Genomic DNA, 16,051 nt, shown 5'->3' with positions numbered 1-16,051 from the left:
CACCGTGAGCCTCCTCCGCACCAAGTCCGTCGAGCAGTCGATCGCCGACACCGATGAGCCCGAGTACAAGCTCAAGAAGTCGCTGACCGCGCTCGATCTCACGGTCTTCGGCGTCGGAGTCGTCATCGGCGCCGGCATCTTCACCCTCACCGGCCGCGCCGCCCACGACATCGCCGGACCGGCGATCGTCCTGAGCTTCGTCGTCGCCGCCTTCGCCTGCGCCCTCGCGGCCATGTGCTACGCCGAGTTCGCCTCCACGGTCCCGGTGTCGGGCTCCGCCTACACCTTCTCCTACGCCTCCCTCGGCGAGCTCTTCGCCTGGATCATCGGCTGGGATCTGATCCTCGAGCTGTTCCTCGGAGCGAGCGTGGTCGCGCAGGGGTGGAGCGCGTACCTCGGGTCGCTGCTGCAGCAGCTGGGAGTGATCCTCCCGCCGGCGCTCACCTACGGCGGCGTGGTCGACGTGCCGGCGATCCTGCTCGTCCTCGTGCTCGGCGCGCTGATGACCTTCGGGATCAAGGAATCGCTGCGCGTCAACCTGGTGCTCGTCGCGATCAAGCTGTTCATCGTCCTGTTCGTCATCATCGCGGGCCTGCAGTTCGTGAACACCGCCAACTACACCCCGTTCGTCCCCGCCGCCGAGCCCTCGCCGTCCGCGTCCGGTCTGACCCAGCCGCTGCTCCAGTTCCTCTCGGGCATCGAGCCGGCCACGTTCGGGGTCGGCGGCATCATCGCCGGCGCCTCCCTGGTGTTCTTCGCCTACATCGGGTTCGACGTCGTCGCGACGACCGCGGAGGAGACCCGCCGCCCCCAGCGCGACCTGCCCATCGGCATCATCGCCTCGCTGATCATCTGCACGGTCCTGTACTGCGCCGTCGCCCTCGTCGTGACCGGCATGGTCCCCTACCGCGAGCTCGACCCGTCGGCCGCGCTCGCCAACGCGTTCGCCTACCACGGGCAGACCTGGATGGCGACGGTCATCTCGGCCGGCGCCGTCGCCGGTCTGACCACCGTCGTGCTGACGCTGCTGATCGGAGCGACGCGCATCATCTTCGCGATGGCGCGCGACGGACTCCTCCCCCGGCGCCTTGCCACCGTCCACCCGCGCCTGCGCACGCCGTGGTTCACCTCCGTGGTCGTGACCATCGTCGTCGCGCTGCTCGCCGGGCTCACTCCGATCGGCGTGCTCGAGGAGATGGTCAACATCGGCACGCTCTCGGCGTTCGTGCTGGTCTCGGTCGGCGTCGTGGTGCTGCGCCGCAAGCGGCCCGACCTGAAGCGCGGCTTCCGGGTCCCGCTGAACCCGTGGCTCCCGCTGCTCTCGGCCCTGATCTGCACCTACCTGATGCTCAACCTCTCGATCGAGACCTGGCTGCGCTTCCTGATCTGGCTGGCCGTGGGCTTCGCGATCTACTTCGCCTACTCGCGCAGCCACGCGAAGATCGGCGAGCAGCCCTAGGGGGCCAGGCCCACCTTCGGCCTGGCCCAGGAGCGTCCGCGCGTGTCCTTGAGGATGTCGTACTCCACCTCGACGTGCGGCTCGATCGCGCTGTACTTGTCGTTCGGGGCACCGATCACGAGCTGGAAGCCGAGACCGCGCCACGCACCGATCGCCCGCTTGGTGAAGTGGGCGTCGGCCTTGATCAGCGCCTCGTCCATGAAGACCGGGGCGTACCGGGGACGGTCGGCTCCCGCGTCGCCGAGCTGGTAGCGCAGCGCTGCCCCGACGATGAAGGCGATCAGCTCCTGCGACTCCCCGCCGGACTTCTCGCCGATGTGGTCGTACAGCGCCACGTGCGCTCGGGTGACGGCGTCCACGCGCTCGGCGCTGACCCGGACGTGGTTGCGGACGTCGACGAGGTCGCCGAAGTCGGGCGCGGTGCGCCGCAGCCGCTGGATGAGCCGGGACATCCGCCGGTAGACCTGCTCGCGCTCCTCCTCCGCGGACACGGCCTGGATCTGCGCGCGCACCTCGCGGAGCTCGCGGCGGAAGCGACGGCGCACCTCCGACTGGTTCTCGCGCGTCGTGATCTGCAGGCGGTGGCCGTCGTCGTAGAACGGCAGATCCTGCATGATCACGTTGATCGGCTCGATCCGCTCGCGGATCTCCCGCAGCGAGCGGCCGAGCGTGGAGTCGAAGCTCGTGAGGTCGTTGCCGGAGAGCGTGAGCAGGCTGTCGCGCCACTCGGTCTCGAGCCGGTGCAGGCCGCTGGTCTCGAGGGCGGCGAGCAGCCGCTCGAAGTCGCCCGCGGACGCCTCGGGGTCCGCGAGCAGGTTGGGATTCGGCCAGCGGTCGAGGAAGCCGGCCATGATCCGGCCGGCGCTCTCGCGCTGCTGCTCGTGCGACTCGGCCGCGGAGCGGCGGTCCTCCGCCAGTCGCTGCGCCGCCGTGGCGAGCGCTGCGTCGAAGCGGACCAGGACGTCCGAGGCGCTGCCGGACGCCGCGGCCTCGGTCAGCGTGAACCGGGCGTCCAGGAAGGCGCGCTGGTCGTCGTCGAGCTCGCGTCCTGCGCGCTCCGCCGCATCGAGAACGGCCTGGCTCGCGTCGACGTCGTCGACCACGACGGCCCACTCCGCCTCGATCCGCTCGCGCTCCACACCGGCGCGGGCGATCTCCTGGCGGAGGCGCTCGAGGCGGCCGCGCAGCCCGTCGATCTGCTCCTGCAGCCCGGCGAGCTCGGGGTTCGCCTCCGCCGCCTCGGCGCCGACCGCCTCCCAGCGCTCCTGCTCGGCGAGCAGCGACTCGACGTCGACCGTCTCCCAGCTCACCAGCGCGAGGCGGGCGTGGCGCGTCATCCGGTCGTCGAGCGCATCGAGGGCCTCCTCCGCCGCCGACGCCGCCGAGACGGCCGCCGCGCTGCGGGCCCGGGCCGCCTCGACCAGGGCGTTCAGCTCGCGGAGACGACGGGTGTTGGAGAAGCCGAGGACGTTCGCGGCGCCGTGGCCGCCGTGCGCACCGCGCTGCCCCTGCGAGAGCTGACCGGTGAGGGTCAGGGCGAGCCGGTGGCGCCCGAGCTCCGCAGCGCTGTCGACGCACACGTAGCCGAAGCGGTCCTCGAGCCGGTCCTGCAGCCAGCCGGTGAAGGCGGTGGCTCGGTAGTCGAGGCGCCCGGGCAGCGTCTGCGGGTCGAGGCCCCGCACCTCCTCGAGCCCGGTCTCCACGCCCTCGTAGCGGAGCCGGACCGGGAGCCGGAGGGAGTCGATGGCGCGGCGGAAGCGGTCGAGGTGGGCGGAGTCGATCATCAGCGTCATCGCGAAGCCGCCGAGGGCGAGCGTGAACGCCTCGCGCCAGGGCTCGAACTCGGCACGCACCTCGACCAGCTCGCCGACGAAGGGCAGGTCGTCGGCGGTGAGGCCGGCTGCCTCCGCGATCCGCTCGCGCGCCTCGTGCAGAGGCCGGGGGATGCTGTCCCGACGGTCCGAGGCCGAGCGCTGCTCCGCCTCGAGCTCGGCGAGATCGCGCGCCGCGGCCTTCCGCTCGGCGACTGCGTCCGACCAGGCCGCACGGGTGCTGCGCTTGGCGTCGGCCGCGCTCGCAGCCCGGGCGAGCACCGCCTCGAACCGCTCGCGGGTGGTCTCCGGCTCGCCGAGAGCGCGCAGGTCCTCCTCGAGCCGGGCGCGGTTCTCGCGCGCCGCGCCCAGCCGCCGCTCCACCTCGCGGAGCTCGCGCTGGGCCGTCTCGAGGCGGTCGCCGCCGGAGGCCCGCAGCACCTCGGCGAGCCCGTCCCGCTCCGACTCCGCCGCCTCGGCGAGGGCCCGCTTCTCGCGGAGCACGGCGTCGACGGCGCGGGTGCGCTCGCGCAGCTCGGCCTCGACGTCGCGCAGCAGGCCGAGGCGCTGCTCAGCGCGCCACAGGGCCGCCGGCGACACCGGGGCATCGAACTCCCCGAGTGCGTCGATGAGGCGCACGCGCTCCGCGGACGCGGCGATGCGCAGGCGCAGGCCCCGCAACGGCTCGAGTGCCGCGACCTGCTGGCGCGCGGTGAGCATCCGCTGCCGGGTGCTCTCGAGCTCGTCGAAGTGGGCGACGACCGCGTCGGCGGAGGCCAGGGTCTCGGGCTCCTCGAGCACGAGCCGCTTGTAGAGGTCGTCGACGGTCGTGATCTGCTGACCGGCCTGGATGCGGGCGAGCAGGCTCATCGCCTTCGATCCGGCTCCCGCCGCTCCGATGCCGAGCACCGCGTGCAGACGCGCCGAGAACTCGCGATCGGTGCCGAGCGGATCCAGGCCCGCCGCGCGCAGCGACGCGTCGGAGAAGCGGTGCGCCGCCGCCCGGTCGAGCGCGGCGAGGTCGACCGGGCCCTCGGCGCTCGCGCGGATCCGCACGGTCTCCTCGAGCACCCGGGAGCCGGCCGGGACGTACCAGGCGCGGACCGCGCTGAAGCGCGAGCCGTCGTGGTCGACCCAGGTCATCGCGACGGCGGTCCAGGTGTCGACTCCGTCGCCGCGCAGGACGCGCATGGTCGTGCCCTCGTCCGTGCGCGACTCGTCGAGCTTGCCGCGCGCGTAGGAGAGGATGTTGCGCTGGTCCTCGCCGCGCGGACGGCCCGTCACTCCGCCGTTCGAGGCGCCGTTGAACGGCGTGGTGTGCGGCATCATCAGGGCGATGTAGGCGTCCATCAGCGTGGACTTGCCGGAGCCGGAGCCGCCGCAGAGGAGCGTGGCGCCGGGCGAGAAGCGGACCCGGTGCGCGCCGTCGTAGCCGCCCCAGTTGACCAGCTGCAGGTCCTCGGCGAGCCACTGCTGACCGCGGGAGGCGGCGGGGATCAGGCCGAAGAGGGTGTCGAGCATCGTCATCGGGGGTCGTCCTCCGGGTCGGGGGTGTCGTCGTCGGTCGGCTCGTCGTCCAGCGGCTCGTCGTCCGCGACATCGGCTCCGGGCAGGACGCCGTCCGTGGGCGGGTCCGCCTCCTCGTCGAGGCCGTCGTCCTCGAGCGCGTCGTCGTCCACCTGCTCCGGATCGTCGGAGCCGGGCTCCTCGGCGGGCGCCGCTTCTGCGACCACCGAGGAAGCGTCTTCGCCCGCCCGCCCGCGCAGCCAGTCGCTCAGCTCCCGCAGCTTCGGCGCGCTCAGCACGATCTCCACGATCGGGCTGATCCGGTACCGCCCTGCGGACTCCTCGTCGACGATGCCGTCGCGCCCGAGCCGCTCCAGCGCCTTGCGGACCATGCGCTGCCGGCGGGCGGTGTCGCGCTCGGCGTCGGCGAAGTAGCTGAGCACCGTCTGCTCGACCTCCTCGACGTCCACGCGCGCCGACGCCTCGCCGGCCGCCGACTCCCGCTGATGGACCGTTCGCAGGTGCACCAGGACCAGCGTCTCGGCGCGGGTGTAGGGGAGGTCGCGCAGCAGCACCGGCATCTCCACCTCGTCGGAGCGCACCTGCTGCTTGTAGGCGACCCCGCGCTCGTGGTCGACGACGAGCCGCACGAACAGGTCGTTCAGCCGCGACTCGATCAGCTGCCGGTGCTCCTGGAGCACGGCCCACTGCTCGCGGTGGCGGTCGGCGAGGAGGAAGCGGCGCTGCAGCACGTGCACGAGCACCCGGCGCACCTCGGTGTCGAGGACGCCGCGGTCGCCGGGGAAGAGCTCGTCGGGGTCCTCCTCCATCGACACGGGCGCGATGAACGGATCGGCGGCGGTCCCGTCGGTCGCCAGGGTGTCACTCATCGTCGGTCTCCTCCTCGGTGCGGGCGGTCACGGATCCGAAGGCGAAGCGGCGCACGGTCCCGTCGGGTCGGCGCGTACTCACGACGGAGTAGCCGTCGCGGTCGACGAGGCCCGTCCGGTGCGCGATCTCGAGCAGCCCGAGCAGGTCGACGGGCCGTCGCGTGTCCTCCGGAGCCGCGCTGAACGCGTCCGCCAGATCGAACTCGTCGCCGAGCTCCGCCACGTAGGCCTCCAGCTCCGCGTAGCGGGGACCGCCCCAGGCCCGGCTGTCGTCGCCGACGAACTCGGCGTCGCCGTCGTCTCCGGCCAGGGGCGCCGGCCCGCCGGCCGGACGCACGTCTCCCAGGGTCTGGCGCAGGTGGCCGATCCCGGCGACGGGCAGGTGCCGCAGCGGCGCGACCGGCGCGTCCGGCGAGATCCCGCCCGTCCACTCCTGGAGCCCCGCCATCACGTCGCGCAGCAGCTCGTCCACCTGGCGGTCGCGAGCCGGGTCGTGGGTGCGGACCTGGCCCGTGATGACGTGGGACGCGCGGCGCTGCGCGGTCAGGACCTCCTGCACGCCCAGCTCCACCCGGCGGCCGATCGCGGCCAGCTCCCCGCGCTGGGCCGGGTCCATCAGGCGGGAGAACGGCTGCACGAGCACGGTGTGCAGCTGATCGGCGAGCGCATCGATCCGCTCGGGGTCGCCCAGGAGGCGGAGGGCTCCGGCGAACGCACGGCCCTCGCTGGTGGCCTGCATCACGTGCTGACCTCGCTCGAGGTACTCCCGCAGCACCTCGCCGGTCGGGCGGACGTCGCGGCGCAGGTCCGCGACCACGTCGCGCTGCATCGCCTTGATCGACTCCGCCACCCGCGCGAAGTCGGCCGGCAGCTCGCGGGCGAGGTGCACCACGTTCTCGGCCTCCTCCAGGAGCTGCTCGTCGTCGGCCGGCTCGAGACCGGCGCCCTCCTCGAGGGCGGCGATCTCGGCGTCCAGGCGCGCCCGCTCCTCGCGGAGCCGCGAGAGGCGGGCCTCCGGGTCGGGATCGACGTCCGCGGCCAGCCGCTCGACCGCCTCCAGCAGGGTGCGCACCCGCGAGTTCGAGACGCGCGTGCGTCCACCTCCGGTGCGCCCGGTGATCTCGAGGGCGCTCACGGCGTGGGCGCTCAGCCGGTAGACCTCGGCCTCGCCCTCGATCTGCGGCACGAGCCAGCCGACGCGGACCCAGTAGCGGCACACCTCGCGCGCCGTGCCGCTCGGCAGAGCGCGCTCGCCCTCGTCGTACCCGGCCGAGCGCAGCTCCTCGAGCAGCTCCCCCACCTCGGCGTGCGCGTCGGCGACCGCCACGGCCTGCCGGTCGACGGTGAACACGAGCGACAGGGCGGCGACGACGAACGGCGCGTAGCGGCCGTGGAGGAGATCGAGGGTCGGCGTCCGGAAGGCGCCGAGGGAGCGCAGGTAGGCGGCCTCGGCGCGGGAGTTCGACATCGCCCTCAAGGATAGGCGGCGGGTCGGGCGCCCGAGGACGGCCGCGCCTGGGCCGCAATCCGACCAGCGCCTTCAGGCGCCGTCGGGGCGGAAGCCTTTGTAGAGCGTGAGCGCGAGGGCGGTGCGGTCGCGGAGGCCGAGCTTGCGCAGCAGCGCCGAGACGTGGTTCTTCACGGTGCCCTCGGCGAGCACGAGGGCGGCCGCGATCTCCCTGTTGTTCCGCCCTTCGGCCACCAGCTCGGCGACCACCCGCTCGCTCCGCGTGAGCAGCGTCAGCGGGCTCTCGCCGGTGCGACCCGGCTGGACGGCCGGCCGGGCGACGCGCGGATCGATCACCATCCCGCCGGCGATCACCGCGTCGAGGGCCACGACGAGACCCTCCACCGAGGTGTCCTTCAGGAGGAATCCGGAAGCGCCGGCCGAGAGGGCCGCCTGCACGAGCGCGTCGTCGTCGAAGGTCGTCAGAAGGAGGACGGGCAGACGCGGATGGAGCTGCGCACACTCGGCGGCGAGCTCCACGCCGCCCATGACCGGCATCCGCGCGTCGGTGACGACGACGTCCACCTCCGTCGTGCGCAGAATGTGCAGAGCAGCCTGTCCGTTCTCGGCCTGGGCCGAGACCACGACACCCTCGACCGTCGAGAGGAGCATGACCAGCCCACGGCGGATCATCTGCTGGTCCTCCACCAGCAGCACTCGCCTCGGTGTCGTCTCCGTCACGAGGCGCGGCTCTCCCGTTCCCCGTCGGCGCCTCCGAGAGGGATCGAGAGGCGCAGGAGGAACCGGTCGCCGATGCGCCGCGCCGTCAACCGACCTCCGCGAGCCGTCGCGCGATCGTCGAGGCCGCGCAGCCCGAACCCCAGCACAGGCTCGCCGTCGCTGATCCCGTTGCTCCTTCCCGCGCCGATGTCGCTGAGCAGCGAGAGCTCGAGCCGGACGTCGTCCGTCTCGATATCGATGCGGACTCTGCGGGCAGCGCCGTGCCGCAGAGCGTTCGTCAGCCCTTCCTGCACGCCTCGGTAGACGACGAGCGCGGTCTCATCGTCGCTGGTGAGCACACGGTCCGACGCCTCGTCGCCGACCACATCCACGGTCACGCCCGTGCCGCGGAAGGACTCCGCGATCAACTCCAGCGCAGCCAGGCCGCGGGCGCCCGCGTCCCGGAAGGGACTGAGCGCTCGTACCCACATCCGCATGTCCGCGAGAGCCTCGCTCGACGTGGATCGGGCGGTGCGGACCTCGGCCCACGCCTGCTCGGCATCGGCGGAGCGCAGGCGATCAGCGAGCTCGAGACTCATCGAGACGAGGGTCAGCTTGTACCCGAGGCCGTCGTGGAGCTCGCGTGCGCTCCGGGCGCGCTCGTCCGACAGCAGCAGCTCCTTCTCCGTCTCGGAGGCGCGATGCAACCGCCTGATCACACGCTGGTCGGCGGATCGCTCGCTCTCGAAGCCGCGAAGAGAGAGTCCCAGGGCGATCCCGAAGCACATCAGCACGGCCACGGGCACCACGTTGAGCAGACCGTCGAGCACTCCGGAGAGCAGCGCCCTCCCCGAGCCGACGGCGCCCCCGACATGGAGGGCCAGTCCGACGGAGGCGATCCAGATCATCGCGTGCGCCCCTGCGCGGAGCGAGACGTCGACCACCGCGAACGCCACGACGAGGAGGAGGACCGGGATCGTGAAATCGAGCCGGCCGAAGACGACGACCGGCGTCGCCGCGACGATGGACACCGTCGTCACGGCGACCCCGTGTCCCGCTCGGATCAGTCGGGGCCGGACGGCCCAGAGCCCGGCGATCACAGGCACCAGCGCGAGCCATGTGACCGCGACCGCTGCACCCGTGCCTCTCTGCGCGGAGTCCACGACGCCCAGGATCCCTGCCAGGACGAGGCAGCACAGGGCGATCGCCTGAAGTGCGATGACGGTCATGTCCACGGTGCTCGACGGGGACGGCGCGACCGCGACCCGCTCGTGTCCTGCCGCTGACGGCGCGGAGATCTCCGCCGCCGTCTCCGGAGTTGAGCCCATGTCGACAACTGTAGCTCCGACTCCGGGATGCCGACCCGTGACCGCAGTCACGCCCTCACCGTGACTCCGGTCATCCTCATCCGTGACTTCGGCGGGAGGTGGTCGACTGCGGACCTTCCTAGCCTCGAAGTCAGCGCCGGGAGCCGCATCCCGCACCGCGAGACAAGTCGGACAGGAAAGGGAAGCGATGCCGCTCGACCTCGAATATCTCCGGTACTGCCGCCCGGGCAACCCGTTCTACGCGGTCGCCGAGGAGGGGGACGACATCGATGGCGACGCCTTCGACGTCGCGTCCTTCGCTCCGGAGGACTGGCAGGTGAGGGAGTCGCGGCCGTGGCGGAACTGGATGCCGGACGGTCGCCTCCTCCCTCGTCAGGGATGGAAGCTCCACCTCTCGTCGACACTCGATGACGCGGAGAAGGTCCTCGCCGCTGCTGCACGCTACTGCTTAGCCTCCCGACTGCCTTTCAAGCATCTCTCGACCACCTCTCACCTTCTGATGCAGAACGGCAAGTACGCCGATCGAGCGGGAGCTGGGAAGTTCATCACCGTGTATCCCGGTTCGGACGACGAGTTCGCCCGAACGCTGGAGGACCTCGACGTCCGTCTTCGCGGGTTCAGAGGCCCGTACGTACTGTCCGACCGGCGGTGGAAGTCCGGGCCTGTGCACTTCCGTTACGGCGCCTTCGTCCCGTCCGAGACGGAGAGCGGCTTCGTCTCGACGGTGCTCGACCCGGACGGGAACGAGGTGGAGGACGTCCGGCGGCCGACGTTCACACCTCCCCCGTGGGCTTCACTACCGGAGTCCGTCACTGTCGGGGCGGAGAACGAGGAAGAGGTCGCCTTCGGCTTCACGATGCTCTCAGCGCTGCACTTCTCGAACGGTGGTGGTGTCTATCTCGCTGAAGCGACGACCGACGAATTCGTGCCGATCGGGACGATCGTGGTCCTCGAGGAGGCGCGCCCGCACGCCGGGTTGGACGCCGACGGAGTCGACGCCGTGACTCGCCTGGCTCATGAGGAGGAGGTGCTCGTCGATCTGCAGTCCCTGGACTGCGTACCCGTCTTCTACGGATCCTTCACGGCCTGGGAGCACCGATACCTGGTCATGGAGCACATCGAGGGGAACGATCTGAAGCGCGAATGGATGACGAGGACTCCGCTGCTCCGACCAGCACCGTGGCGCGTCGGTGACCCTGCATACACCTCCTGGCTGACCACGACCGTCGCTCGCCTCGACGCCGCTCTCGCCTCCGTGCACCGCGCAGGATGGCTGCTCGGCGACATCCACCCGAAGAACGTCATCATGCGGAACGGCACGCACCCGTGCTTCCTCGACTTCGAGTTCGCGCATCGAATGGATCCGGAGTGGCGTTGTCGCCAGGGAGCGCCCGGCTACGAGCCCCTGGAAGGCCTGAAGGGGACGGAAGCGGACGAGTGGTCGCTCGGCATCCTCGAACTCGATCTCCTCTTCCCCCAAGCGACGATCGCCGACCAGGGCAACGTCGCGAAGATCGAGCAGCTCCTCCGAGCAGCCGCAGACGATCTCGCAGTTCCGCCCGCCGTGCTGCGGTCGATCAGGACCTCCACCCTCGACGTACTCCCCGCCTCCGGTCAGAGGTCGATCGACGAAGACGTCGGTCGACTCGCCGCCCTCTCGGACGACCAGCTGCGCGGCCAGATCGCCCGCGGTGTCGCATCGGTGCTTCAGTGGACGGACGACTCGCCGGTCGTTCCCGGAGACATCCCTGTCCTCGCCCGCGACAGCGCGGACGACCGTGCCGGATTCCCCTACGGCGCGGCTGGAGTCGCCGCTGTCTTAGGACGATCCGGAGATGTCGACCTCGAGGCCGCCGATCACTGGCTCGCCGCTCGCGTGGCCCAGGTGCGGTCGCGTGGTCTCTGCGGACGCGAGGGAATTCGCTACGCGGCTCGCCAGGCAGGACTCGCGCGCACACTCGAGGTCCTCGACCGCAGGCTCTCGGCCGCCCCTTCAGGTCCGACGCTGTGGTCGGGGTGGGCCGGTGCAGGGCTCGCCGAGCTCGCAGACGGAGGGGACCCGTCGGAGGCGGCCCACCATCTCACCACGCTGCTCGATGAGGACGTCCGAGGAGCCTCCGTCGGCCTCCTGCACGGATGGTCTGCGGCCGCGATCCTGTTCGCCCGACTCCACGAAGCCACTGGCGACGACTTGTACATCACGCTCGCGATACGAGCCGTCGACGCCGATCTTGCGCGCTGTGCGATCACCCGGAACAACACTCTCGAGTTCGATGAGGGATGGAGGACTCTTCCTTACCTGGGGATCGGCTCGACCGGGCCCGGCCTGGCGATCCTGGAGCTGCGGCGGGTCACGGGCGAGGAGCTCTTCGCCGATCCCCTCGCGTCCATCGACGCCGCCGCGTCCTACCAGCAGTGCGCGCAGGCCTCACTCGCCCACGGTCTGTCCGGATTCCTCGTCTACCTCCGCCGCCGCGTACTGCACCGCCCGAGCGCGGAACTCGAGGAGATCCTCCGCTCGCACGTCCGGTCGCTGCGCCTGCACGCCGTGCTCGACGACACCGGCGTCTTCTTCCGCGGCAACCAGAACCTCCGACTCTCGTCGGACTACCTGACCGGCTCGCTCGGAGTGCTCGCAGCGCTCGACGAGCTCGAGACCGGACGCTCCGCCCTGCCGTTCGGACTCTGACCGAGTCGGCCCGAGACGAGGAGAGGAGGTGATCACATGAACCGGATCCTCGATTTCCAGACCCTCGAAGGTGAGGCCGACGCGCACGACGCCGCGCGCGTCAGCACCTTCAGCGTCATCTCGCCGTGCCCGGGCTGGCCCAGCTCGATCACGTGGGGCAACTGCTGACAGTCGCTACCGGGCGCCCGCGATCCAGCATGACGTGGATCGCGGGCGTCTCACGAGTAAGACGTCCCCACCTTCGTCGAGGAGAAACGCTCATGATCCCCACCCTCCAGGCTCGAGCCGTCGAGCAGGTCATCACCGTAGGCCGGCAGCGGACGACCGTCCTGCGGGGCTGCGACATCGATCTGGAAGGGGGCGGGCTCACCGCTGTCGTCGGCCGCTCCGGCTCCGGCAAGTCCTCTCTCCTGATGTGCCTCAGCGGACTGGACCGGCCGACGTCCGGCGTCGTCGAGGTCAACGGCCGGGACGTGAACAGGCTGTCAGCGGCCGATCGCGCTCGCATGCTCCGCGCCCAGATCGGGTTCGTGTTCCAGCAGTACAACCTCGTGCCCTTCCTCGATGTCGAGGAGAACATCGCGCTCCCCTTCAGGCTCGACCGATCACCCGTGCCGCACGACCTGATCGGTGGACTCGTGGAATCGTTCGGCCTGCGCGACCGGCGCCGTGCGCCGGCGCGAACGCTCTCGGGAGGTGAGCAGCAGAGGACCGCTCTCTGCCGCGCCCTTGCACGGCGGCCCGGCATCGTCTTCGCCGACGAGCCGACCGGCGCCCTCGACTCGCAGAGCTCGCGGGTCGTCCTGTCGACTCTGAGGACGATGGCGGACGAGGGCCAGATGATCGTGATGGTCACGCACGATCTCGACGCCGCAGCCCTCGCGGACACGGTCGTGGTGATGCACGATGGTCGGACCGTGCGGACGACCGGACGCTGCACCAGCCATGAGCTGCTGAGCATCCTCGAAGAGGCCGGGGCCTGACTCGTGTCCCGTTACGTCGTACGCCTGTTCGCCGACGAGTGGCGCCGATGGTCTCCCGCGATCGCTGTGGTCGCCCTGATGGCGACGCTGATCGGGTTGTGCGTTCAGCAGTTCGCCTTTACCGGCGACCCCGCATTCACCGCCGCTGTCACGGAGGCCGGCGTCGCGCTCGGGGAGTTCCGGATCCTCTCGATCACGATCTACACTGTCGTGGCGCTCGTCGGCTGGGTCGCCCTGACGATCGTCGGCCGAGCGAGCGTTCTGGCCACAGGACGCACGCACGCGCTCTGGCTCCTGCTGGGCGCCTCCCGAGCCCAGGTGTTCGTCGTCACTCTCCTCGTGCTCGGCATCGTGAGTCTCCTCGGCGCCGGCATCGGAGCGCTCCTCTCGACACTGCTGGCGTTCTGGGCGGTTCCCGCATTCAACGGTGCCGTCTCGTCCGAGGTCGATCTTCCGAGCTTCTCGCTCGCGCCCTGGGCTCCGGTGGTCACGCTGGCGCTCGGCACGCTCACCGCTCTGGCGGGCGGAGTCCTGCCCGCGCGCCGCGCCGCCCGCACGCCGCCGAGCGCCGCGCTGCGTGAAGTCGGGAGCGGTCGACCGGGTACGGCGATGCGCGCGGTGCGGATCGGCTGCGGCATCGCCCTCCTCCTCATCGCCTCCGGCCTTGTCACGGCATCCGCCTCTGCTCGAGAACTCGGAGCGACCGGACCGGCGCCGATGTTCAACCTGGCCGTCGACGTAGGAGGCAGCGTCCTCGTGGCCGTCTACCTCCTCTGCCCGGAGGTGATCGCGCTCGTCTTCCGGGCTCTGCACGCGCTCTCCGCCCGATCGGGTCTCGTCGTCGCGGCTCTCGGAATCCGCGCGGCAGCAGCCCGGGTGCAGGTCAGCACCGCCACGATCGCGCCGCTCACGGCAGGGCTGGGGGCGATCGCCGTGCTCCTGTGCGCGGTGGAGTCCGTCGTCGCCATGACGACGGCGGTCCGGCCCGGGACCCGCGCCGATCTCACCGATGTTCTGACGATCGTCGCAGTCGTAGCCGTGTCGATGCTCGCCACCAGCGCCACTGTCGTCGCTCTCTCTGCGCAGAACCGCGAGCGCGAGATCGCCCTGCTCCAGGCAGCGGGCCTGCAGCGCCGACAGATCATCGGGCTCGTCGTCTCCGAGAGCCTCGCGATGTCCCTCGCCGCTTCCACAGCAGCTGCCGCACCCGTCGCCGCCACCGGCGCGGTCTGCTGGCTCGTCAGTCGCGCAGCACTGGGCGAAGGGGTAGTGATCTGGCCGGTCCCGAGCGTCGTTCTCGGCCTCATCGGCTCGTGGATCGTGCTCTCGCTGATCCTCCTGATTCCCGCGCAGGCTCGGCTTCGCCGTCCCCCTGGACCGAGGTTGCGTGAGCAGGGTGTCTGACGTGATCACGGGTCGCGACGCACTGCCGCCTCGGGTTTCTGCGATCGCCGGACGGCTGCGACATCTCGCAGCTCTGCAGCCGTCGAGCGCAGCCGCGGAGCCGACAGGCCCCCGGCAGGTGCTCCTCCGGGATCCCGACGGGCGCCCCGTGCAGCACACCCTCGTCATCGCACCGCAGGAGTCTCTGGTGCTCTCGCCGGGCGCCGCCGCTTTCGCACTTGTGAGCGATCAGGACGGTGATGAGCATCACCGCATCCGCGTCGCCGTCGCGACCAGGAGCGGAGCCGTCGAGATCGTTCAGGACGAGCGCCCCGTCTCCCCGCGCATCCGATCGTTCTCGGACGGATTCCTCTGGATAAGGCGGAACGACGCGGGTCGGCCCTGGCAGGCGGTCTGGTGGCATCGCAGCCTGACGACTCCCCACGTGCCGCTCGAAGAGCCCGATCAGGCTCGGAGGCTCGATCTGCGCAGCGTCGCCGGGGCGATCGCCGTACTCGCATCGAGAGGGGCGCGCGACTCCCGGTACTGGGTGCTGACCGGAGAGGAGAGCAGTGCCCCGACGTGCCGTCGCCTCGACCTCGGCACGGAGAACGCGGATGTCTCCGCCTGCAGGGGCGGCCTCGCGGTCCTGTATCGACGGCACGGAGTCGTCCGGATGACCGGCTCGACGCGTCCTCTCGAGGTTCCCGTTCCGAAGGCCCTTCAGGCGGAGCACCTGCAGGAGGCCCAGGGTGAGCTCTTCGTACTCGGTCGGTCGTCCGGCAGGAGAGCGGTGTGGCTGCCCGGCGGCGGGGCAGACGCGCTCTGGCTCGCGCCGGCGGCCGGGACCCTTGTTCCCGCCGTCGATCCGATCACCCGCCACCCGATCATGCTCGTCTCCTCCCCTGCTCACCGCGTCCACTGCGTCACCCCTGTACCGGGTAAGGCACTCGCCACCGAGGTCACAGAACGGATGAAGGTCACGTCACTCACTGCGCCGAGCCGGGACGGCACCCTCGTCCCGCTCACCCTGATGACTCCTGACGGCGCCGACAGCTGTCCCGTCGTCGTCCACGTCTACGGCGCCTACGGCATCAGCCTCGAGGGGCCGTTCGATCCCTTCACGGACGACCTCCTCGCGCGCGGAGCCGCGATCGCCTACTGCCATGTCCGCGGGGGCGGAGAGAACGGCCCGGAGTGGCATCGGCAGGCGACCGGCCTCGGCCGCGAGCGCCCGATCGAGGACCTCCTCGCCTGCCTGGCGTTGCTTCGTGAGCTTCCAGGGATCGACTCGCACCGGCTCCTTCTCACCGCGGCGAGCGCGGGCGCGCTGGTCGCTGCGACGGTCTGCCTCCGTCGCCCCGCAGAACTCCGTGGCCTCCACCTCGTGCATCCCTTCCTCGATCCCGTCGGCGCGCTCGATGATCGCTCCGCAGCCGCGGCGGCGTCCGACCGTGAGGAGTTCGGTGACCCTGACTGGATCCTCGCGAGCGGGCTCTCTCCACTCGCGACGATCGCCACAATGGTGGGGCGGAGCCGACCGCTTCCGCGCGCGTGGATTCGAGCCGGTCTCCGCGATGCCCGAGTCGACGCGTCGGCGATCGCGGAATTCGCAAGCGCCTACCGGGCAGTGGCTGAGCGCGACGATCCCGCGCACGTCGTCCTCCGTGCGACCTCGGGCGGTCACCTCAGCGGACTGACGCCCGAGGAGTCCCACCAGGAGAACGTCCTCGCTCACGCCTGGACGCTCGACCTCCTCGGCCTGGCCTGACCCGTCGAGCGCAAGGACGAGGGCGATCGTTCCGGCGGGAGCCGATCTCGTCCAGGCGAGAACT

11 protein-coding genes are annotated in these 16,051 nt (G+C 71.1%); 6 read left to right on the top strand and 5 right to left on the bottom strand.

The features are described from left to right. The first annotated feature begins 4 nt into the window (after window positions 1-4). Window positions 5-1,459, top strand: a complete 1,455-nt coding sequence (locus tag C5D66_RS08075; RefSeq protein WP_104255466.1) for an amino acid permease — start codon at window positions 5-7, stop codon at window positions 1,457-1,459. Here the strand turns inward: C5D66_RS08075 and C5D66_RS08070 are convergent. From C5D66_RS08070 to C5D66_RS08050, 5 genes are all read right to left on the bottom strand, one after another. Continuing rightward, window positions 1,456-4,797: an ATP-binding protein gene (locus C5D66_RS08070; protein ID WP_104326884.1), complete on the bottom strand. Its 3,342-nt coding sequence runs from the start codon at window positions 4,795-4,797 to the stop codon at window positions 1,456-1,458. The genes C5D66_RS08075 and C5D66_RS08070 overlap by 4 nt on opposite strands. Next, window positions 4,794-5,666 (bottom strand): DUF4194 domain-containing protein, encoded by an 873-nt coding sequence (locus C5D66_RS08065; protein WP_104255464.1) that lies wholly within the window; start codon window positions 5,664-5,666, stop codon window positions 4,794-4,796. The genes C5D66_RS08070 and C5D66_RS08065 overlap by 4 nt, the downstream gene beginning before the upstream one ends. Next, window positions 5,659-7,134, bottom strand: a complete 1,476-nt coding sequence (locus C5D66_RS08060; protein ID WP_104255463.1) for a DUF3375 domain-containing protein — start codon at window positions 7,132-7,134, stop codon at window positions 5,659-5,661. The genes C5D66_RS08065 and C5D66_RS08060 overlap by 8 nt, the downstream gene beginning before the upstream one ends. 72 nt (window positions 7,135-7,206) lie before the next feature. After that, a complete protein-coding gene (locus C5D66_RS08055; protein ID WP_258063688.1) occupies window positions 7,207-7,854 on the bottom strand; it encodes a response regulator transcription factor in 648 nt (215 codons plus the stop codon). After that, entirely contained in the window at window positions 7,851-9,161 is a 1,311-nt protein-coding gene (locus tag C5D66_RS08050) for a sensor histidine kinase (protein ID WP_104255462.1), read from the bottom strand. The genes C5D66_RS08055 and C5D66_RS08050 overlap by 4 nt, the downstream gene beginning before the upstream one ends. Before the next feature lie 187 nt (window positions 9,162-9,348). Here C5D66_RS08050 and lanKC point away from each other — a divergent pair, with 187 nt between their 5' ends. The 5 genes from lanKC (at window position 9,349) to C5D66_RS08030 (ending at window position 15,987) form a co-directional block, all read left to right on the top strand. Beyond that, window positions 9,349-11,850 (top strand): class III lanthionine synthetase LanKC, encoded by a 2,502-nt coding sequence (gene lanKC / locus C5D66_RS08045; protein WP_104326883.1) that lies wholly within the window; start codon window positions 9,349-9,351, stop codon window positions 11,848-11,850. Between the two features lie 36 nt (window positions 11,851-11,886). Next, window positions 11,887-12,018 (top strand): hypothetical protein, encoded by a 132-nt coding sequence (locus C5D66_RS17450; RefSeq protein WP_258059251.1) that lies wholly within the window; start codon window positions 11,887-11,889, stop codon window positions 12,016-12,018. Between the two features lie 92 nt (window positions 12,019-12,110). Next, a complete protein-coding gene (locus C5D66_RS08040; RefSeq protein ID WP_104225415.1) occupies window positions 12,111-12,833 on the top strand; it encodes an ABC transporter ATP-binding protein in 723 nt (240 codons plus the stop codon). Between the two features lie 3 nt (window positions 12,834-12,836). After that, a complete protein-coding gene (locus C5D66_RS08035) occupies window positions 12,837-14,237 on the top strand; it encodes an FtsX-like permease family protein (RefSeq protein ID WP_104255460.1) in 1,401 nt (466 codons plus the stop codon). A gap of 187 nt (window positions 14,238-14,424) precedes the next feature. Continuing rightward, window positions 14,425-15,987, top strand: coding sequence for a prolyl oligopeptidase family serine peptidase (locus C5D66_RS08030; RefSeq protein ID WP_146086959.1), 1,563 nt, complete (start codon window positions 14,425-14,427; stop codon window positions 15,985-15,987). Window positions 15,988-16,051: the final 64 nt, after the last annotated feature.

The organism is Rathayibacter sp. AY1B4 (assembly GCF_002932815.1).
Classification (GTDB): domain Bacteria; phylum Actinomycetota; class Actinomycetes; order Actinomycetales; family Microbacteriaceae; genus Rathayibacter.
Note: the sequence above shows the minus strand (reverse complement) of the source record. Positions and strands in the feature narration are given on the sequence as shown.